The sequence below is a fragment of the Kitasatospora sp. NPDC036755 genome, from assembly GCF_040636595.1.
Classification (GTDB): Bacteria; Actinomycetota; Actinomycetes; order Streptomycetales; family Streptomycetaceae; genus Kitasatospora.
Genome location: NZ_JBEZUT010000030.1, coordinates 15654 through 36166 on the forward strand (window position 1 = coordinate 15654; position 20513 = coordinate 36166).

A 20513-nucleotide genomic window follows, 5' to 3' on the forward strand; every position below is an offset into this window, starting at 1 on the left:
CCTCGCACTATCGGCGCCCCCGCCCCGCCGAGGGCGCCCGGCCCGCCGGGGCGGCGGCGCGGTTGAGATGATCGGGTGAACGACCGATGAGCCCCAGGGAGTGGCAATGACCGAGCAGAAGGTGGCCGTGGTCACCGGTGCCAGCAGCGGGATCGGCGCGGCGACCGCCCGCCGGCTGGCCGCCGAGGGCTTCGACGTGGTGCTGACCGCCCGCCGCACCGACCGCGTCACGGCGCTGGCCGAGGAGATCACCGGCCGGGGCGGTTCGGCCCGGGCCGTCACCCTGGACGTCACCGACCGGGCGGCGGTGGACGCCTTCGCCGCCTCGGTCGGCCGGGTGGACGTCCTGGTGAACAACGCCGGCGGCGCGATCGGCGCCGAGACCGTCGAGCACGGCGACCCGGACGACTGGCGGGCCATGTACGAGGTGAACGTGCTGGGCGTGCTGCACGTGACCCAGGCGCTGCTGCCCGCCCTGCGGGCGACCGGCGACGGTACCGTGCTGGTGCTCTCCTCGACCGCCGCCCTGGCCGCGTACGAGGGCGGCGGCGGGTACGTCGCCGCCAAGCACGCCGCGCACACCATCGCCGCCACGCTGCGGCTGGAGCTGTGCGGGGAGCCGATCCGGGTGATCGAGATCGCGCCCGGCATGGTGAAGTCCGAGGGCTTCGCGGTCACCCGCTTCCGCGGCGACGAGGAGAAGGCCGCCGCGGTGTACGCGGGCGTGGCCGAACCGCTCACCTCCGAGGACATCGCGGACACCGTGGCGTGGGCGGTCACCCGGCCCTCGCACGTGAACATCGACCTGCTGGTGGTCCGCCCCCGGGCCCAGGCCGCCAACCACAAGGTCCACCGGGCCTGATCCCGCCGGGCCCGCGCGCCCCGGTCGGCCGGTGCGGCCGGGGCGCGTTTGCGCAGGCGGGAGGGGGAGGGCGTGACACGAGAGCGTCAACGTCACAACTTGATAGCTCGTCCGGATGAATTCGGCGCGCGCTCTCCACAACTGATGACCGCTCAACTACCTTGGAGGCGCAGCACGACCGGCGCCGACGCGCCCCTCGGCAGCCCCTCATCCGCCTGTTCACCACCCCACTCCACCGGCACCTTCCCGCCCTCACGAGGAGGACCCGCTGGCCAGCGACATCCCGTCACAGCGGCTCGACGTCAGAACAGAGCCGACCCTCCTCGGGTTGCACCGCTTCAACGAAGCCGACGCCGGCGCGGCCGAGGAGGCCCTGCTGGCCTGCTGCGGCAGCCACCGCTGGGCCTTGCGGCTCACCGCGCACCGCCCCTACCCCGACATCGAGTCCCTGCTGGCCGCCGCCAGCGAGGCCTCCTACGACCTCCGCCCGGCCGACCTCACCGAGGCGCTGGCCGACGAGAGCTGGATGCCGCAGCCGCTGCTCGGCATGCGGGCTCCCGGCAGCCAGGCCGCGCACACCGCGCTGAGGGCGGCCCACGCCGCCTACGAGGCCCGGTTCGGCCACGTCTTCGTGGTCTGCCTGGACGGGGTCGCCCCGGAGGAGATGCTCGACACCGTGCTCTCCTCCATCCGCACCCGCCTCGCCAACGATCCGGACGAGGAGCGGCTGATCGCGGCCGACGAACTCCGCCGGATCGCCCTCCACCGACTGGCGCACCTGGTCGCGACCCCCTCGGAGGCCGCGGCGCGCTGAGCACGCGTCACGAACCGCTCTTCACTCGTCCGGGTGAGTCCGCCCACGGATCCACCCGGACGAGTGAGGCCGGGCCGCCACCCGGCCGCAACCGCCGCCGAGTCGGCACCGCCACGCCCCGCCCCCTCCGGTGCGGGGCGTGAGCACGCCGTCACCCATCGCGACGCCGGCGGCTTTGGTTCCCGCCCCGCTAGGCCAGAAGTGCCTGATTGATCACACCTGGGGCCCCCGGAGGCGGTTCACGACAAGGCGTCGATAGGATGCTGGCGGCCGGTGGACCGTACCCGGCCGGGCTGACCGACACCGAAGCCGGCCGAGCCCCCAATCGCTTCCGGAGGGTTTTTCCGTGCCGGCTGGAACGCTGTACCGCGGCCGGGAAGGCATGTGGAGCTGGGTGGCTCATCGAGTCACCGGCGTCCTCATCTTCTTCTTCCTGTTCGCCCACGTCCTGGACACCGCCCTCGTGCGAGTGTCGCCGGAGTCCTACGACACCGTCATCCAGACGTACAAGACTCCGCTCGTGAACCTGATGGAGTACGGCCTGGTGGCCGCCATCCTGTTCCACGCCCTGAACGGCCTGCGCGTCGTCGCGGTGGACTTCTGGTCCAAGGGCCCGAAGTACCAGAAGCAGATGCTCTGGACCGTCGTCGGCGTCTGGGTCGTCCTGATGGCCGGTTCCTTCTACGGGATCCTCCAGCACACGCTGATCTCCTGGTTCGGGAAGTGAGCCGAGACATGTCCACGGAAATCTCCGACGCCATCGTCGTCCCGTCGAAGCAGGCGCACACCGGCAAGGGACTGGGCACCGGCAACCCCGCCGACGCGTTCGTCATCGAGCCTCCGCGCAAGCGGACCAAGAAGACCCCGCGCCGCACCCGCACCAACTTCGAGATGCTGGCCTGGCTCTTCATGCGCCTGTCCGGTGTCGTTCTGGTCGTGCTGATCCTCGGCCACCTGCTGATCATGCTGGTGCTCGACGGCGGCGTCTCCAAGATCGGCTTCGCCTTCGTGGCCGGCCGCTGGGCCTCGCCGTTCTGGCAGGGCTGGGACCTCCTGATGCTCTGGCTCGCCATGCTGCACGGCGCCAACGGCATGCGTCAGGTGATCAACGACTACGCCGAGAAGGACTCGACCCGGCTCTGGCTCAAGGGGCTCATGGGTACCGCCACGGTCTTCACCGTGCTGCTCGGCACCCTGGTGATCTTCACCTTCGACCCCAACATCTGAGCCGCGAGCACCATCGACCATCGGCAGAGGCCAGAGGCGAGTTAACCCCCCATGCAGATTCACCAGTACGACACCGTCATCGTCGGCGCCGGCGGCGCCGGCATGCGCGCGGCCATCGAGTCGACGCAGCGCAGCCGCACCGCCGTCCTGACCAAGCTCTACCCGACCCGGTCCCACACCGGCGCGGCCCAGGGCGGCATGTGCGCCGCCCTGGCCAACGTCGAGGAGGACAACTGGGAGTGGCACACCTTCGACACGGTCAAGGGCGGTGACTACCTGGTCGACCAGGACGCCGCCGAGATCATGTGCAAGGAGGCCATCGACGCCGTCCTCGACCTGGAGAAGATGGGCCTGCCCTTCTCCCGCACCGAGCAGGGCCGGATCGACCAGCGCCGCTTCGGCGGTCACTCCCGCAACCACGGCGAGGCCCCGGTCCGCCGCTCGTGCTACGCGGCCGACCGCACCGGTCACATGATCCTCCAGACGCTGTTCCAGAACTGCGTCAAGCACGGCGTCGAGTTCTTCAACGAGTTCTACGTCCTCGACCTGCTGATCAACGAGGGCAAGACGGCCGGCGTCGTCGCCTACGAGCTGGCCACCGGCGAGATCCACGTCTTCCAGGCCAAGTCGGTCGTGTTCGCCTCCGGCGGCACCGGCAAGTTCTTCAAGGTCTCCTCCAACGCCCACACCCTCACCGGTGACGGCCAGGCCTTGGTCTACCGCCGCGGCCTGCCCCTGGAGGACATGGAGTTCTTCCAGTTCCACCCGACGGGCATCTGGCGCATGGGCATCCTGCTCACCGAGGGCGCCCGCGGCGAGGGCGGCATCCTGCGCAACAAGGACGGCGAGCGCTTCATGGAGCGCTACGCCCCCGTCATGAAGGACCTCGCGTCCCGTGACGTCTGCTCCCGCGCGATCTACACCGAGATCCGCGAAGGCCGCGGCTGCGGTCCCGAGGGCGACCACGTCTACCTGGACCTCACCCACCTGCCGCCGGAGCAGCTGGACGCCAAGCTGCCGGACATCACCGAGTTCGCGCGCACCTACCTCGGCATCGAGCCCTACACGGACCCGATCCCGATCCAGCCCACCGCGCACTACGCCATGGGCGGCATCCCGACCAACGTCGAGGGTGAGGTCCTGCGCAACAACACCGAGATCGTCCCGGGCCTGTACGCGGCCGGCGAGGTCGCCTGCGTGTCCGTGCACGGCGCCAACCGCCTGGGCACCAACTCGCTGCTGGACATCAACGTGTTCGGCCGTCGCGCGGGCATCGCCGCCGCCGACTTCGCCAACGCGAACGAGTTCGTCGAGCTGCCCGAGAACCCGGCCGAGAAGGTCCAGGCCCTGGTCGACGGCCTGCGCGAGGGCACCGGCACCGAGTCCGTGGGGCAGATCCGCAAGGAGCTGCAGGAGACCATGGACGCCAACGCCATGGTGTACCGCACCGGCGCCACCCTGAAGCAGGCGGTCGAGGACATCGCCGCGCTGAAGGAGCGCTACAAGAACATCTCCATCCAGGACAAGGGCTTCCGGTACAACACGGACCTGCTGGAGGCCGTCGAGCTGGGCAACCTGCTCGACCTGGCCGAGGTGCTGGCCGTCTCCGCGCTGGCCCGTGAGGAGTCCCGCGGCGGCCACTACCGCGAGGACTTCCCGACCCGTGACGACGTGAAGTTCATGCAGCACACCATGGCGTACCAGGAGGTGGCCGCCGACGGCACCACCTCCATCCGCCTCGACTACAAGCCGGTCGTCACGACCCGCTACCAGCCGATGGAGCGTAAGTACTGATGAGCACTCCGACTGTGGAGAAGCACTCGGCCGCTCTGGACGCGGTCGAAGCCGGTGCGGTCCAGCCGATCACCGTCACCTTCCGGATCCGCCGGTTCAACCCGGAGGAGCACCCGGACCCGGTGTGGGTCGACTACCAGCTGACGATGGACCCGAAGGAGCGCGTCCTGGACGCGCTCAACAAGATCAAGTGGGAGCAGGACGGCACCCTCACCTACCGCCGTTCCTGCGCCCACGGCATCTGCGGCTCCGACGCCATGCGGATCAACGGCCGCAACCGGCTGGCGTGCAAGACCCTGATCAAGGACGTCAACCCGGAGAAGCCGATCACGATCGAGGCCATCAAGGGCCTGACGGTCCTCAAGGACCTGGTCGTGGACATGGACCCGTTCTTCCAGGCGTACAAGGACGTCATGCCGTTCCTCATCACCAAGGGGAACGAGCCGACCCGCGAGCGCCTGCAGTCCGCCGAGGACCGCGAGCGCTTCGACGACACCACCAAGTGCATCCTGTGCGCCGCGTGCACGTCGTCCTGCCCGGTGTTCTGGAACGACGGCCAGTACTTCGGCCCGGCCGCCATCGTCAACGCGCACCGCTTCATCTTCGACTCGCGCGACGAGGGTGCCGAGCAGCGCCTGGAGATCCTGAACGACCGTGAGGGCGTGTGGCGCTGCCGCACCACCTTCAACTGCTCCGAGGCCTGCCCCCGCGGCATCGAGGTCACCAAGGCGATCCAGGAAGTGAAGCGGGCCCTGGTCACCCGCCGCTTCTGATCCCACCCGCCGTACCGAAGGCCCCCGGCCCGATCCTCCGATCGGGCCGGGGGCCTTCGCGTTCGCCGTACGGGGTCAGCGCAGGGCGCCGAGGTCCTTCGGCACGGACCAGCCGCTGAAGGTCACCAGGTGCCGGTCGGGGGTGACGGCCCACAGGTCGGGCTCGCCGTCCGCGTCACCTTCGCCCGAGCTGCCGAGCGTCGGGTAGGCGGCGGTGGTGAAGCCGGTGGCCACGACGTCCGCCTTCGGGTCGGCGAGGGCGGAGTAGTCGAAGCTGCCGTCCGCCTGCTTCGGGACCGGGTACGCGTGCAGCTCACCGGTGGCCCGGTCGCGCGCCCAGAGGGCGAGGTTTCCGGCCGCGTCCGGACCGGGCGCGACCAGGTCGTAACCGGCCCAGTCACCGGTGGTGGTGAGCTTTCGGGCCTTCGCCCGGCCGAATGCGAAGTCGCCTCCGGCGTGCAGCCAGAGGTTGCCGTCTTCCAGCGTCAGCAGAGACGGGTCGAAGCCGCCGGCCGCCGGGCCGAACGCGACGATCTGCTCCGCCTTCGACCAGTCGTCGGCGAAGTCCGCGGGGCATGCCGTCTGCGCGCCCGCCCCGTCCACGCAGGTGCTCGGACGCTGGGCGCCGACCATGTTCCCGGCGAGGGCGCCGTAGTCGAAGTTCCGGTACAGGTAGAGGTAGTCCGAACCGGGCTGGTGGAGGAAGAGGTCGTCCGAGGACGGCGCATGGGCGTTCGACCAGCCGCGGTGGACGATCCGGTATGAATCCCAGCCGTTGTGGTCGGGCGAGGCGAGCGCCCGGATCGTCGCGTTGGGCGTGGTGTCGGACGCGTTCACGCCGATGTACTGCAGATTGCCCTGCGCGTCGGGCAGCAGGATGTCGGCGACACCGTCCCCGTCGACGTCACCGAGGGTCTTCGGCGGATTGGGGTTCGAGGGGGCGTAGAAGGTGTAGGACGCGTTGGCGACGTTGCCCACCTTGTCCAACACCTGGACGTTGAGGGTGTTGGTGCCCCATCTCGGGATCTTGAGGGCGAGCGTCGCCGTCCCGTCGGCGGCCGGATTGACCGCGTCCCGCGAGTCGCAACCGCCGACGCCGAGGTAGTCGAAGCCGTACCGGACGCAGGCGACGCCGGAGCCCGTCCCACCGGTCGGGGCCTGGTCGGCGGTCCTGATGACGAAGGTCGCCTTCTGGCCCCCGTACTTGGCGGCGGGACCGCCGTTCGGGAAGTCCGGCGAGGAGACCGTGGCGGTCGGCGGGGTGGTGTCCACCGTGAAACGGCAGTCCGCCGACGAGGCGGAGACCTGCTGCCCCTGGAGGGCCCAGGCGTGCCAGGCGTAGCTGTGCCCGTCCACCAGACCGCGGACCACGGTCTTGGCCTGCTGGGCGTACGCCTGGGCCTCGCCGGTGAACACCGGGTCGGTGCCCGTGGTCTCGTCCCGGACGGCGAACCGGGCGCCGGTGCCGTCGACCTTCGCGGTGAGCGTCGGACCGTAGTTGGTCCAGCCGACCCAGCCCGGAGCGGTGGTCGAGTCGCAGGCCTCACTTCGGTAGTCGCCGCCCTGGCTGGTGCCGAGGACGGCCGGCGCCGTGTCGGCCACGGCCGCCGTGGGCGTGGTCAGCAGACCTGCGGCCACGGCGACCGCGGCCACCCCGCCGAGTTTGCGCACGTACGTGTTCCTCATCGAATCCCCACCCCTGGTGTCGTCCTGTGGCTCTTCTGTGCGAGCCGTGAGGATCCTGCCAGTGGGGTCCGACAGCGGCAACGGAGATTTTTCAGTCGGCGGCAGGGGCCCGGCGGGCGGCGCGCAGACCGCGCAGGCCGACGGTGCCGACCGCGATGCCGAGGACGAACGAGGTGATCGCGAGCAGGAGGTGCACCCAGAAGAAGGCGGTGGGCTGGGAGTGGTCGCCACCGGTGAAGGCCTGGCCGCCGGAGTCCTTCCAGAGGTTCTTCACGAAGGTCGTCCAGATGATGATCGACCAGACCCCGAAGGCGGTCAGGAACCAGGAGGTGCGGCGGCTGAGCTTCATGGGGGTCCTCGGCGTGTGAAGGCGGTGTGCGTCCCAGTATGCGCGGGCCGCCGATCGGCGTACGGCGGGCCCCTCCTGCGGAGGACGGCGCCCCGGGGGAGGGCGCCGGGAGCCCCGAGTGGGTACGGTCTGCTGGTGCCCACACCCCGTCTCACGTTCGCGCGCCTGTGCGCCGCGCTCACCGCGGCCCTCCCGGTCCTGCTCGCCGTCCCGGCGGGCGCGGCCCCCCGGCAGCCGCCCCCGCCGGCCGCGGTCGGCGGCGAGCGGCTCGGACTCCCCGGGGTGCAGGTCGCCCCGATGGCGGGCGCCCCGCCGCTGCCCGGAGACCTCACCGGCCAGTCCTGGATAGTCTCCGACCTGGCGTCAGGAGAGGTGCTGGCGGCCAGCAACCCGCACCTGCGGCTGCCCCCGGCGAGCACCCTGAAGATCCTCTTCGCGGACACCGTGCTGCCCAAGTTCGACCGCGACGCGGTGCACCGGGTGGCCGACGAGGAGATCCAGGGGATCGGCCCCGGCAGCAGCCTGGTCGGCATCAAGGAGAACCTGGACTACCGGGTCGAGGACCTGTGGCGCGGGGTGTTCCTGAGCTCCGGCAACGACGCGGTGCACGTCCTGGCGCACATGAACGGCGGCGTCCCGCAGACCGTCGCCGAGATGCAGTCCCGCGCCGACGCGCTCCAGGCCCGGGACACCCGGGTGATCTCCCCGGACGGCTACGACATGGACGGCCAGGTCTCCTCGGCCTACGACCTGTCGCTGTTCGCCCGGGCCGGCCTGCGCAACGCGGACTTCCGGATGTACTGCGCCACCCGGGACGCCATGTTCCCGGGCGGCATCGACCGGAACACCGGCCAGCGCGGCAGCTTCGGGATCGCCAACACCGACCGGCTGCTGGGCAAGTACCCGGGCCTGATCGGCGTGAAGAACGGCACCACCACCAACGCGGGCTCGACCTTCGTCGGCGCCGCCGAGCGCGACGGCCGCACCCTGCTGGTGACGGTGATGCACCCGGCGAGCTACCAGCGGGTCTACGACGAGACGGCCGCCCTGCTGGACTGGGGCTTCGCCGCCGCCGGCAAGGTCCAGCCGGTCGGCAGGCTGGTCGACGAGCTGCCGCCCGCCGGCGCCGAGCCGACCGGCCAGGCCGACGGCACCGCCGCCGCCGCACCCGCGCCGCCGCCGAACCCCTCGGCCACCGCCGCCGCAGCACCCGCCGCGTCCGGCGGGCACGGCGCCGTCGGCTGGTCGGCCGTGGTGGCGGCCGGGGCCGTCGTCGGGGGCGGCGCGCTGCTGCTGCGCCGGCGCCGCTCCGCCGGCTGACCGACCGGCGGGAGGGCCCGGCCTCAGTCCCCGGGCCGGGCCCTCCGCTTCGACCTCTCCCGTTCCTTCTCCGCCTTCTCCGCCCGCTTCGCCCGCGCCGCCGCGGCCCGCTCCGCCTCCTCCGCCGCCTGCGCCTCGTCGGCCGCCTCCAGCAGCGCCCGTCCCTGCGCCCTGGCCCGCTCCCGGGCGGCCTCCGGATCGGCCGTCGCCGTCCAGGCCACGCAGTACATCAGCAGCCGGGAGACGAAGTTGATCCACAGCAGCAGCGCCACCGGGGTGGCGAACGCCCCGTACAGGTTCCGTCCGGCGACCGAGCCCAGGTAGGAGGCGAGCAGCAGCTTCAGCAGCTCGAAGCCGACCGCGCCGATCAGCGCGCCCTGCACGAGGTCCCGGCGGCGCTGGTCGGTGATCCCGGGGAAGGGCGCCAGCAGGTAGGCGAACAGCAGCATGTCGCACGCTATGGCGATCAGCACCCCGACCGCGGTCAGCAGGTATCCGCTGGTGAGGCCGCTCGCCTCGGCGATCCACCCGGCGAGCGTGGTCCCGGCCGCGGAGGCGGCCAGCGAGAACAGCGACACCAGGCCGAGGCCGGCCAGCACCGCCACGTCCCAGGCCTTGCGCAGCACCGGGTTGCCCTCGTCGTGGGGCAGCTGCCACAGGTCCCGGATCGAGGTGCGCATGGTGTCCACCCAGCCGAGGCCCGAGACCAGCAGCAGTGCCCCGCCGACCAGTCCGACGGTGCCCGCGTTGGACACCAGGGCGGGCAGGTTGAGCGCGTCCGCGAGCCCCGGCAGCTGGTCGGCGATGTGGCCCTGCAGGTCGTGCACCCGGCTGTCGCTCAGCGTCGCCGCGGCGATCGCCAGGCCCACCGTGAGCAACGGGAACAGGGCGAGGAAGCCGAAGAAGGTGACGGCGCCCGCCAGCCGGTTGCCCCGGGCGGCGGCGAAGTACTCGTACACCCGGTACGGACGGCTGCGCAGCACCCGGGCCACGAGCGGGCCGACGACCGGCAGGCGGGTCAGGAAGTCCACCTACCGGTTATACCGGCCCATCCCCCGAACGGGTGTCAGATCGCGTCTACCGCTTGACGAGTCGGCGGGCCTTGGCGAGGGCCCGGACGGCCTGGTACGCGCCGTAGCGGCCGTGGCCGAGCAGCTCGGTGCGCACGCCGTCCACACCGGCCGGCGGCCGGTAGCCGGCCGGCCGCAGCCGGGCGCAGTGCTCGGCGGCCCGGCGGAAGTACTCGCGGCGGTCGCCGGGCGGGACCCGGCCGGGCTTGGAGACCACGGTGTTGAGGTGGTGCAGCATCCGCCCGTAGACGACCGGGCGCCAGCGGTCCAGGTCGGGGCGGCCGTCGAGGAAGGCGAAGACCAGGTCGTACTGGGCGAAGACGTCGAAGTGCTTGCGGCTCGCGGTGGCCAGGATGTTGCCGCCCTCCTGGCGCTGGCGGTAGTGCACGCCGACCCGGTCGAGCAGGGTGATCCGGGCGGCGGCGAGCAGCGCCGGGTACGTCCAGGGGGTGTCCTCGTAGTAGCCGGCCGGGAAGACCAGCCGCTGCTCGGTGACGAAGCCCCGGCGGTAGGCCTTGTTCCAGACGACCTGGAGCAGGTCGAGCAGGTCGGGGCGGGTGTCGAGGTCGAAGACGTCCGGGGAGTCGGCGCCGAAGACGTGCGCGGAGGCGGCCCGGGTGATCCGGCCGTCGGCGTAGGTGCGGGCGTAGTCGTAAACCAGGACGTCCGGGTCACTCGTGGCGGTGAGGCGCTCGTCGACGGCCTTCAGCAATCCGGGGGTCAGGGTGTCGTCGCTGTCGAGGAAGATCACGTAGTCCCCGGTGGCGACCTCCAGGCCGGCGTTGCGGGCCCGGCCGAGGCCCACGTTCTCCGGCAGGTGCAGCACCCGGACCCGGGCGTCGGCGGCGGCGAACCCGTCCAGGACCGCGCCGCAGCCGTCCGGGGAGCGGTCGTCCACCGCGATCAGTTCGAAGTCCGGGCCGTCCTGGGAGAGCACCGAATCGAGGCACTCGGCGAGGTAGTCCTGGACCTTGTACACGGGGACGATCACGCTGAAACGGGACACGGACCCAGAGTAGTGGTCCCCGGGTGGGCCGAGTCCCCGGAGGTAGGATCGGGGGCGCACGTACGCACCGATCCAAGTGCGGTCAGGCCCCGTACGGGCTGCCACGCTCCTCCAGAGAAAGGCCTGCGTAGCCGATGGCTCCCCGCCTCTCCATCGTCGTCCCGATCTACAACGTCGAGCGCTACCTCGTCGAATGCCTCGACTCGATCGCCGCCCAGACCTTCACGGACTTCGAGTGCGTCATGGTCGACGACGGTTCGAAGGACGGAAGCGCGGCGCTCGCCGAGGCGTACGCGGCCGAGGACTCCCGGTTCCGGCTGGTCCGGCAGGTGAACAAGGGCCTCGGCGCGGCCCGCAACACCGGCATCCGGCACATCGACCCGGACTCCGAGTTCCTGTGCTTCGTGGACAGCGACGACTCGATGCCGCCGAGTGCGTACGAGCTGATGATCAACACGCTGGACGAGACCGGCTCGGACTTCTGCACCGGCAACGTGCTGCGCTTCCGCGCCGTGGGCTACTACCAGTCCGGCGGCCACCTGAAGCCGTTCAAGGAGACCAGGCTCAAGACCCACATCACCGAGATCCCGGCGCTGGTCACCGACCGCACCGCGTGGAACAAGGTGTACCGCCGCTCGTTCTTCGACGCGGCCGGCCTGCTCTACCCCGAGGGCATCCTGTACGAGGACGCGCCGGTCAGCGTCCCGCACCACTACCTGGCCAAGAGCGTCGACGTGCTCTCCGAGCCGATCTACCACTGGCGCGAGCGCGAGGTCGGCGAGATGTCGATCACCCAGATGCGCACCAACCCCAAGGGCCTGATCGACCGGGTCTCCTCGGTCGAGCTGGTGCGCGCCTGGCTGATGAAGCAGACCGAGCCCCGCTTCGCCGAGTACCTGCGCTCCTACGACGAGAACACCCTCGTCGAGGAGATCCCGATGTTCTTCTCCTCCCTCGTCGAGGGGGACAAGGAGTACCGGGACGCCTACCTCCAGCACGTCGGCCGGCTGCTCCGGGCGATCGGCGCCGAGCAGGTCGGCAAGGGGCGCGCGCCGCTGCGTCTGAAGTACCACCTGACCCTGTCCGGCCGGATGGACGAGCTGGTCGAGCAGATCACCTACGAGCGCGAGAGCGGCGGCGGCGTCCAGGCCCGCGGCCTGCTGCGCCCGTACGCCGACTACCCGTTCCTGCGCGGCGGGCGCAAGAGCGTGCCGGCCGGGGTCCTCAAGCTGGACAACTCCCTGGTCATCCGCAGCCGGCTGTACGACAGCGTCTGGCAGGACGGCAAGCTCCGGATGACCGGGCACGCGTACCCGGAGCAGCTGGGCGCGGCCGGCAAGCACGACATGGTCCGCACCCTGGTGCTGCGCGAGGCCAAGGGCCGCCGGGTCATCGCGGTGCCGATGAAGACGACGTACAGCCCCGAGGCCACCGCCAGCTGCCAGCACGACCTGTACAGCTGCGACTGGTCCGGCTTCACCGTGGCCATCGACCCGAAGAAGCTCAGGCACCGCGGCCAGTGGAAGGACGGCAACTGGCGCGTCCTGGTGGCCGGCGCGGGCAAGGGCGGGGTCTACAAGGGCCGGATCTCGGCCGGGTGGAGCGACAGCGCCCAGTTCCTCCCGTCGCACTGGGTCGAGCCGGACGTCCGGATCGTGCCGTGGATCCGGGACAACTTCGTCTACCTCCGGGTGGAGACGGTCAAGGCCCGGGTGACCGGCCTGGCCGCGCGGGGCGACCGGCTGGAGGTCTCGGGCGCGGCCCGCTCCGGCCCGAACTTCGCCGGGGCGCGGCTGCGGCTCACCCACACCGAGTCGGACCGCCAGGTGACCTTCCCGCTGGAACTGGGCACCCCGGTCGGCACGCTCCAGCCGTTCACCTCGGCCCTCCCGGTCGCCGAGCTGACCGCCGTCCGCGAGGCCTGGGCCGAGCTGGACCCGGTGGCCGCCGAGCGCAGCCGCGACCACTGGGACACCGCCCTCCTGCTGGCCGACGGCAGCACCGTCCCGCTGGCCTGGGACGACCGCAACGCGCCCGAGCGGCTGCACCTGGCGCTGAACCCGCAGGCCCCGGTCGCCGAGCGCCGGGCGCTCTACTCCAAGCCCTCCCCCGACGGGCACCTCCAGTTCACCGACCAGGTGCTCCAGCCGCTGGTGGACGAGGTGGCCTCGCGCGGCGCCGACGGCTTCCTGCTGAGCGGCTCGTTCCCGCTGCCCGGCGCGCACCGCTGGGAGCTGGTGGTCCGCCACAAGTGGCGCGAGGAGGAGCACGCCTACCCGGTGGAGATCTCGGACGGCCGGTTCCGCACCGCGCTGCCCGCCGTGCCGACGGCCTCCTTCGCCGGCCGGGTGCCGCTCTCCCGGGGCACCTGGCACGTCGTCTTCCGGCCGGTCGGGGTGCCGGTGCCCGAACTGCCGGACGCCTCCGCCCTCGTCACCCCGGACTGCTTCGACGTCCTGCCGGTCGTGGTGGAGTCCCGTGGCAAGCGGATACTGCTGGAGCGCCGCAACCACGACGGCCTGTCGCTGGAGTCGGACTCGGTGCTGCTGCCCGAGGAGCGGGCCGGGTTCCGCCAGCGCCGGCTGCAGAACGTGGACTACCCGGCCGCCCGCCGGCTGCCGGTGCGCGACACGGTGGTGTACCACACCGGGAAGTACGGCACGTACTCCGGCTCGCCCCGGGCGGTCCACGAGGAACTGGTCCGCCGCGGCCTGCCGGTCGAGCACCTGTGGGGCAACGACGACATGCAGGCCGAGCTGCCGCAGAGCGCGACCGCGCTCCGCTACCGCAGCCCGGAGTGGTACGAGGCGCTGGCCACCGCCAAGTACGTCGTGGCCAGCACCCACCTGCCCGAGTTCTTCGTCCGCCGCCCCGACCAGGTGGTCGTCCAGACCTGGCACGGCACCCCGCTGAAGCAGATCGGCTTCGACTTCGAGAAGGTCTGGTTCACCGACTCCAAGTACCTGAAGAGCCTGGCCCGCGAGGTCCCGAACTGGAGCCTGCTGGTGGCCGGCAACCGCTGGTCGGCCCCGGTGCTGCGGCGCGCCTTCGACTTCAAGGGCGAGATCCTGGAGAGCGGCTCCCCCCGGAACGACCTGCTGTTCGCGACCGACCGGGAGAAGACCGCCGAGCAGGTCCGGGAGCGGCTCGGCCTGCCCGAGGGCAAGAAGGTCGTGCTCTACGCGCCGACCTGGCGCGAGGACCGGCGCCGGCCGCAGGGCGGCTACCAGATCGACCTGCGGATCGACCTGGCGGCGGCCAAGGCGGCGCTCGGCGACGACCAGGTGCTGCTGGTGCGCCGGCACCACCTGATGTGCGGCCAGATCCCCGGCGCCGGCAACGGCTACATCTGGGACGTCGGCAGCTACCCCGACATGGCGGAGCTGCTGCTGATCGCCGACGTGCTGGTGACCGACTACTCGGCGAGCGTGTTCGACTTCGCGTCGACCGGCAAGCCGATCGTGTTCTTCGCCCACGACCTGGAGCACTACCGGGACAACCTGCGCGGCTTCAGCCTGAACTTCGAGGCCGAGGCGCCCGGCCCGATGCCGACCACCTCCGAGGAGCTCGTCTCCGTGCTCGGCCGGATGGACGAGGTCGCCGCGGAGTACGCGGACCGGGCCACCGCGTTCCGCGAGGCGTACTGCGACCTGGACGACGGCAAGGCCGCCGCCCGCGTCGTCGACGCGATGCTCCGCAAGGAATAGCCTCCGCGCACGGATCCGCGGGCGCCCGGCACCGGTGGTGGTGCCGGGCGCCCACGCTTTTCCGGGAACGCGCGGGAAAGCACCGGAACGCACCGGAACGCGCGGACCCGGAAATCCTGGAACACCGGATCCGCATTCGAACCGGAGTTCCCGGAAACGCATTCCAGGGAGCATTCGAAAAGTCGTGCAATTGACCCCGGAGCCATTTCTGGATGGGATGTTGACTTCCCTTCCGAAGGGCTCCCACTGCCATGCCTGTGCTCACGCGGCTGGTCCTGCCGCACGCCGCTCCCCGGGTGACCGGCGAGCGCCCCGCCGCCGACGAGGACGTCGTCTTCGGCCTGCTGCGCGCCCGCTGGCACGGCCGCGGCCTGGAGCTCACCGGCTTCGCCCGACCGGCCGGCCAGGACACCGCCCGGCCCGGCTCCGCCTGGACCTGGCTGACCCTGCGCCACCAGGATCCGGCCCAGCCCCCGGTTCACCTGCGCTCCCGCCCCCGCCGGATGCCCGAGGTCACCGACGACAGCGCCCAGCCCGCGCACAACCACGACTGGTCCGGCTTCACCGCGCTGATGGTGCCCGGCCGGCTGCGCCGCGACGGCCACTGGCTGCTCGGCGACTGGCGGATCGAGGCCACGCTCTTCACCCGCCCCAGCCCCACCCGGGTGCGCCGCCGGTACGGCGCCCTCGCCCCGCACTGGTGCGGTTCCGGCGAGTACCCGCCCGCCCACTGGGTCGACCGGGACGTCCGGCTCCAGCCGTTCTTCGCCGACGACCGGCTGCACCTGCGGCTGGAGCGCCCGGCCGTCCTCATCGACCGCGCCGCCCCCGCCCCCGACGGCCTGGAACTGGGCGGCGTCGCCGACACCTGCCCCTCCGGCACCGTGCTGCGGCTGCGCCACCGGGAGAGCGACGCGGTGGTCGAACAGCCGCTCGCCCGCACCGGCAATACCTTCGCCGTCCGGGTGCCGTACCGGCCGTTCACCGCCGACGGGCGGGGCCGCGGCGGGCTGGAGCACTGGGACGCCGAACTGCTGCACCCCGACGGCGGCACCGAGCCGCTCTGCCTCGACGAGCGCGACGGCCCGGTAGCCGGTCAGCACCCGCTGCCCGGCGCCCCGGACCGGGTGCTCTACCTCAAGCACCTCGCCGACGGCCGGCTCCAGCTCTGCGTCCAGCCCGCGGCCGGCCTGGTCGACCGGATCGCCGTCCGGGACGGCGGCTTCGAACTGGCCGGCCACTGCCCGGACCCGGCCGCCGACCGGCTGGAGCTGGTGCTGCGGCACTCCGACTCCGCGCACGAGGTCCGCAGCCCGGTCGGCACCGGCCCGGACGGCCGCTTCCGGGTCCGGGTGCCCGCCACCCGGACCGGCTCGGACGGCGTCGCGCTGCCGCTGCGCAAGGGCGTCTGGGCGGCAGTGCTGGAGCCGGTCGGCCGCCCCGGGGAGGGCCGCCCGCTGCTCGCCGCCCCCACCGCGCTGTCCGCCGTACCCGCCGCCGCCACCGCCGGCGGCAAGCGGATCCTGCTGCAACGCCGGTGGCACGACACCCTGGTGGTGGACTCCACCCCGGTGCTCGGCGCCGCCGAGCGCAGCGCCTGGACCCAGCACCGGCTGCGCACCGAGCGCTACCCGGCCGCCCGCCGCGCGCCGCTGCGCGAGGCGGTGCTGTACGACGTGTTCGGCGGCCGCGGCTACGCCGACTCACCGCGCGCGGTGCACGCCGAACTCGCCCGCCGGCAGGCCCGGTTGGAGCATCTGTGGGTGGTCGACGACGCCCAGGCCGAGCTGCCGGCCGGGGTCGTCCCGGTGCGCAGCTGGAGCCCGGAGTGGTACCGCGCGCTGGCCACCTGCCGGTACCTGGTCGGCAACACCCACTTCCCGGACTTCCTGGAGCGCCGCGCCGGCCAGGTCGTCGTGCAGACCTGGCACGGCTCCCCGCTGAAACGCATCGCCCACGACGTCGAGAGCCCCTGGCTCGCCGACCGCGGCTACCTGCGGGCGCTCGACCGGGAGACCCCGCAGTGGAGCCTGCTGCTCTCCCCCAGCCCGTTCGCCACCCCGATCCTGCGGCGCGCCTTCCGCTACGGCGGCGAGCTGCTGGAGTCCGGATACCCGCGCAACGACGTGCTCGCCCGCCCGGACCGGCGGACCGCCGCGTCGGTGCGCCGCCGGCTCGGCGTCCCCGAGGGCCGGCGCATCGTGCTGTACGCGCCGACCTGGCGCGAGGACCGGCAGCGCGGCGACGGCGACGGGTTCCGGCTCGACCTGCGACTGGACCTCGACCACGCCCGGCGCCTGCTCGGCCCGGACCACGTGCTGCTGGTCCGGCCGCACGCGCACGTGCGCGAGCCGCTGCCCGGCGCCGGCGACGGCTTCCTGTACGACTGCGGGGACTATCCCGACCCGCAGGAGCTGCTGCTGGTCGCGGACGTGCTGGTGACCGACTACTCGTCGATCATGTTCGACTTCGCCATCACCGGCCGCCCGATGTACTTCTTCACCTACGACCTGGAGCACTACCGCGACACCCTGCGCGGCTTCACCTTCGACTTCGAGTCGGACGCCCCCGGCCCGCTGGTGCCGACCTCGGCCGAACTGCTCGGCGCGCTGCGCGAACTCGCCGACGGCGACGGCGGACTGCCGCCCGGCTACGCCGAGCGCTACCGGCGCTTCCGGGCCGAGCACTGCGGGCTGGACGACGGCGGCGCGGCCCGCCGGGTGGTCGACCGGATGCTCGAACTCGGCGGCCGGGGAGGCTAGACCACTCCCCGGACCGTCCTGCGGTCCGTGCCCCGGACCGTGCCCCGGTTCACCCGAACGGGTAGCTCCGCCAGGGCCGCCAGACCTCGTCCGTGTCGAAGCGGGACAGGCCGAACCCCGGCACCGTGAAGTCCGCCCGGAAGTCGCGCGCCTGCTCGTACGCCTGGTCCAGCACGTCGTCGGGCAGGCCGTGGGCGACCGTCACGTGCGGGTGGTACGGGAAGGCCAGCTCGCGGGCCAGCGGGCCGGAGCGGACGTCCGCCTCCAGCAGCCGGCACTCCTGCGCGCCCTCCTCGACCCGGACGTACACCACCGGGGAGACCGGGCGGAAGGTCCCGCTGCCGTGCAGCAGCATCCGGAACGGCCGGTGCGCGGCCGCCACCGCCGCCAGGTGCTCCTCGATCTTCGGCAGCAGTTCGGCGGGGACCTCGGTCGGGGGCAGCAGGGTGACGTGCGTCGGTATCGACCGGGCCAGCGGATCGCCGTGCCCTGCCCGGGCGTCCTGGACCGCCGTGCCGTACGGGTCCGGGACGCTCACGGACACGCCGATGGTGACGACCTCGGGGAGGTCGCCACCACCGGGCAGGCGCGTGAGCGGAGTCACCGCTTGGCGGCCGGGAGGAAGCCGATCCGGTCGTACACCGTCTCCAGCGTCACCGACGCCACCTCACGGGCCTTGTCGGCGCCGATCGCCAGCACCCGGTCCAGCTCGGCCGGGTCGTCCAGGAAGCTGCGGGTGCGCTCCTGGAACGGCGTCACCCACTCGGTGAACAGCTCGGCCAGCTCGGTCTTCAGGGCGCCGTACATCCTGCCCTCGAAGTGCGCGACCAGCTGGTCGATCGTCTGACCGCTGAGCGCGGAGTGGATGCGCAGCAGGTTGGAGACGCCGGCCTTCTCCTGCTCGTCGTAGGAGACGACGGTGCCGGTGTCGGTGACGGCGCTCTTGAACTTCTTGGCGCTGGCCTTCGGCTCGTCCAGCAGGCTCACCAGGCCCTTGGGCGAGGAGGCCGACTTGCTCATCTTCACGCCCGGGTCCTGGAGGTCCTGGATCTTCGCCGTCTCCTTGAGGATGTACGGCTTCGGGACGGTGAAGGTCGGGCTGTAGCGGGTGTTGAAGCGCTCGGCGATGTCGCGGGTGATCTCCACGTGCTGGCGCTGGTCCTCGCCGACCGGGACGGCGTCCGCCTGGTAGAGCAGGATGTCCGCGATCTGCAGGATCGGGTAGGTGAACAGGCCGACGGTGGTGCCCTCGGCGCCGTACCGGGAGGACTTGTCCTTGAACTGGGTCATCCGGGAGGCCTCGCCGAAACCGGTGAGGCAGTTCATCACCCAGGCGAGCTGCGCGTGCTCGGGCACGTGCGACTGGACGAACAGCGTGCAGTCGTCCGGGTCCAGGCCGGCGCCGAGCAGCTGGGCGGCGGACACCCGGGTGTTCTCGCGCAGCGTCGCCGGGTCCTGCGGCACCGTGATCGCGTGCAGGTCGACGACCATGTAGAAGGCGTCGTTGGCCTCCTGGAGGTCGACCCACTGGCGCACCGCACCCAGGTAGTTGCCGAGGTGGAACGAGCCGGAAGTGGGCTGGATGCCGGAGAGCACCCGGGGACGGTCCTTGACCGGACCAGTGACCGCTGCGTTGACCATGCGGGCCATTCTTCCAGTTCCACCACTCGCTCAGGAAACCTCCGCCCCCGCGGGGTCGACCAGTGTGACCGCACTCACCCCCACCCGGGCGATCCGCCGGCCCTCGACCTTGGCCACCGTCAGCAGCACCCCGCCGCCGCCCTCGACCGGGACCCGCACCTGGTCGCCGTCCCGGGGCAGCCGGCCGAGCGCGGCCACCAGACAGCCCGCCACCGTCTCGTACGGGCCCTCGGGCAGGGTGACGCCGGTCTCCTCGGCGAAGTCGCCGAGGTTGAGCAGGCCGTCCAGCTCCACGCCGCCGCCGGCCAGTCGGCGGGTGGGGGCGGACTCCGGGCGGTCGTACTCGTCCCGGATCTCGCCGATCACCTCCTCGACCAGGTCCTCCAGGGTGACGATCCCGGCCGTGCCGCCGTACTCGTCCACCACGATGGCCAGGTGGTGGCCCTCCCGGCGCATCTCGCCCATCGCCTCCAGCACCCGCTTGGTGCCGGGCAGCAGCTTGACCGGGCGGGCCAGGTCGCGGACCTTGGCGGCCTGCTCGCCGCGCGCGCCGTAGAGGTCGCGGACGTGGACGAAGCCGACCACCGCGTCGGCGCTGCCCTCGACCACCGGGTAGCGCGAGTGCGGCGAGGTGTCCGCCTGGTGCCGGACGGCGGCCAGCGGGCGCTCGGCGTCCAGGAAGGTCACCTCGGTGCGCGGGACCATCACCTCGCGCAGCTGGCGCTCCCCGGCGGAGAACACGTCGGCGATCAACGCCCTTTCGTCGCTTCCGAGTTCGGTGTTGGCGGCGACCAGGCCGCGGAGTTCCTCGGAGCTCATCGAGCCGCGGCCCGCCGTCGGGTCGCCGCCGAGCAGTCTGACCATCAGGTTGGTGGAGTGGCCGAGCAGCCAGATCACCGGGCGCAGCACCACCGACATCACGTCCACCACCGGGGCGGCGACGACCGCGATGGACTCGGCGCGCTGCAGGCCGATCCGCTTGGGGGTCAGCTCGCCCAGCACCAGCGAGGCGTAGCTGATCACCAGGGTGAGGCCCACCAGGGCCACCGCGCCGGCCACGCCCTCGGACAGCCCGGCCCGGACGAACAGCGGGGCGACCTTTCCGGCCAGGGTGTCCGCGCCGAAGGCGGCGGACAGGAAGCCCATGCAGGTCACCCCGACCTGGACGGCGGCCAGGAAGCGGTTGGGGTCGGCGGCCAGGTGCGCAGCGCGGGCCGCGCGCCGGGTGCCGCGCCCCTCCAGCGTCCGGATCTGGCCCTCGCGCAGCGAGATCAGCGAGATCTCGGCGACATTGAACAACCCGCCCAGCAGGATGAAGACGAGGACGAGCGCGGCGTCCCCGAGTGTTTCGTTCACAGCGGGCCAGTGTAGGACGGCCGGTACCGGCCGGGGCCGGACACGACGGCGGTTCCCGGGGCCGGACACGGCGGCGGGGCGGGGCCGGGAACGACCGGGGCTCCTCCCCGGACACGACGGCGGCCCGCCGCTTCCGGGGAGGAAGC

At 72.1% G+C, this 20513-nt stretch carries 15 protein-coding genes and 1 pseudogene; 9 read left to right on the top strand and 7 right to left on the bottom strand.

Annotation, left to right across the window (positions count from 1 at the left end):
• Positions 1-106 precede the first annotated feature (106 nt).
• From AB0E96_RS07225 to AB0E96_RS07250, 6 genes are all read left to right on the top strand, one after another.
• Positions 107-862 (top strand): SDR family oxidoreductase, encoded by a 756-nt coding sequence (locus AB0E96_RS07225; RefSeq protein WP_359819637.1) that lies wholly within the window; start codon positions 107-109, stop codon positions 860-862.
• A gap of 328 nt (positions 863-1190) precedes the next feature.
• A complete protein-coding gene (locus AB0E96_RS07230) occupies positions 1191-1676 on the top strand; it encodes a 2-oxo-4-hydroxy-4-carboxy-5-ureidoimidazoline decarboxylase (RefSeq protein WP_359819639.1) in 486 nt (161 codons plus the stop codon).
• A gap of 346 nt (positions 1677-2022) precedes the next feature.
• A complete protein-coding gene (gene sdhC, locus AB0E96_RS07235; RefSeq protein WP_033332398.1) occupies positions 2023-2403 on the top strand; it encodes a succinate dehydrogenase, cytochrome b556 subunit in 381 nt (126 codons plus the stop codon).
• A gap of 8 nt (positions 2404-2411) precedes the next feature.
• Positions 2412-2903, top strand: a complete 492-nt coding sequence (sdhD, locus tag AB0E96_RS07240; protein ID WP_359819642.1) for a succinate dehydrogenase, hydrophobic membrane anchor protein — start codon at positions 2412-2414, stop codon at positions 2901-2903.
• Between the two features lie 51 nt (positions 2904-2954).
• The gene (sdhA, locus tag AB0E96_RS07245) at positions 2955-4697 is read left to right on the top strand and encodes a succinate dehydrogenase flavoprotein subunit (RefSeq protein WP_359819644.1); all 1743 of its coding nucleotides are present in this window, start codon (positions 2955-2957) and stop codon (positions 4695-4697) included.
• Entirely contained in the window at positions 4697-5470 is a 774-nt protein-coding gene (locus tag AB0E96_RS07250; RefSeq protein WP_224277932.1) for a succinate dehydrogenase iron-sulfur subunit, read from the top strand. Before sdhA ends, AB0E96_RS07250 begins: the two co-directional genes overlap by 1 nt.
• A 75-nt stretch (positions 5471-5545) precedes the next feature.
• Here AB0E96_RS07250 and AB0E96_RS07255 read toward each other — a convergent pair whose 3' ends face one another.
• Together AB0E96_RS07255 and AB0E96_RS07260 are read right to left on the bottom strand one after the other, a co-directional pair.
• Positions 5546-7156, bottom strand: a complete 1611-nt coding sequence (locus AB0E96_RS07255) for a hypothetical protein (RefSeq protein WP_359819647.1) — start codon at positions 7154-7156, stop codon at positions 5546-5548.
• 91 nt (positions 7157-7247) lie between these two features.
• A complete protein-coding gene (locus tag AB0E96_RS07260) occupies positions 7248-7505 on the bottom strand; it encodes a hypothetical protein (protein WP_359819650.1) in 258 nt (85 codons plus the stop codon).
• A 198-nt stretch (positions 7506-7703) separates the two neighbouring features.
• Between AB0E96_RS07260 and AB0E96_RS07265 the strand changes: the two genes are divergently transcribed.
• Positions 7704-8825: a D-alanyl-D-alanine carboxypeptidase gene (locus AB0E96_RS07265; protein WP_359819689.1), complete on the top strand. Its 1122-nt coding sequence runs from the start codon at positions 7704-7706 to the stop codon at positions 8823-8825.
• A gap of 23 nt (positions 8826-8848) precedes the next feature.
• On the opposite strand, the gene AB0E96_RS07270 is transcribed toward AB0E96_RS07265, so the two are convergent.
• Positions 8849-9856 carry a YihY/virulence factor BrkB family protein gene (locus AB0E96_RS07270; RefSeq protein ID WP_359819652.1) on the bottom strand — a complete coding sequence of 336 codons (1008 nt, stop codon included), beginning with the start codon at positions 9854-9856 and terminating at the stop codon, positions 8849-8851.
• A 160-nt stretch (positions 9857-10016) separates the two neighbouring features.
• Positions 10017-10901 (bottom strand): annotated as a pseudogene (locus AB0E96_RS07275) (glycosyltransferase family 2 protein); the annotation flags it as partial.
• 134 nt (positions 10902-11035) lie between these two features.
• Here AB0E96_RS07275 and AB0E96_RS07280 point away from each other — a divergent pair.
• Entirely contained in the window at positions 11036-14608 is a 3573-nt protein-coding gene (locus AB0E96_RS07280) for a bifunctional glycosyltransferase family 2 protein/CDP-glycerol:glycerophosphate glycerophosphotransferase (RefSeq protein WP_359819655.1), read from the top strand.
• 251 nt (positions 14609-14859) lie between these two features.
• Positions 14860-17370: a CDP-glycerol glycerophosphotransferase family protein gene (locus AB0E96_RS07285; protein WP_359819658.1), complete on the top strand. Its 2511-nt coding sequence runs from the start codon at positions 14860-14862 to the stop codon at positions 17368-17370.
• Positions 17371-17419: 49 nt separating this feature from the next.
• Here AB0E96_RS07285 and AB0E96_RS07290 read toward each other — a convergent pair whose 3' ends face one another.
• The 3 genes from AB0E96_RS07290 to AB0E96_RS07300 are packed head-to-tail and all read right to left on the bottom strand — an operon-like array spanning position 17420 to position 20367.
• The gene (locus tag AB0E96_RS07290; RefSeq protein WP_359819660.1) at positions 17420-17974 is read right to left on the bottom strand and encodes a 2'-5' RNA ligase family protein; all 555 of its coding nucleotides are present in this window, start codon (positions 17972-17974) and stop codon (positions 17420-17422) included.
• Entirely contained in the window at positions 17971-19011 is a 1041-nt protein-coding gene (trpS, locus tag AB0E96_RS07295; RefSeq protein ID WP_359819663.1) for a tryptophan--tRNA ligase, read from the bottom strand. Before trpS ends, AB0E96_RS07290 begins: the two co-directional genes overlap by 4 nt.
• 30 nt (positions 19012-19041) lie before the next feature.
• The gene (locus tag AB0E96_RS07300) at positions 19042-20367 is read right to left on the bottom strand and encodes a hemolysin family protein (RefSeq protein WP_359819666.1); all 1326 of its coding nucleotides are present in this window, start codon (positions 20365-20367) and stop codon (positions 19042-19044) included.
• Positions 20368-20513 lie beyond the last annotated feature (146 nt).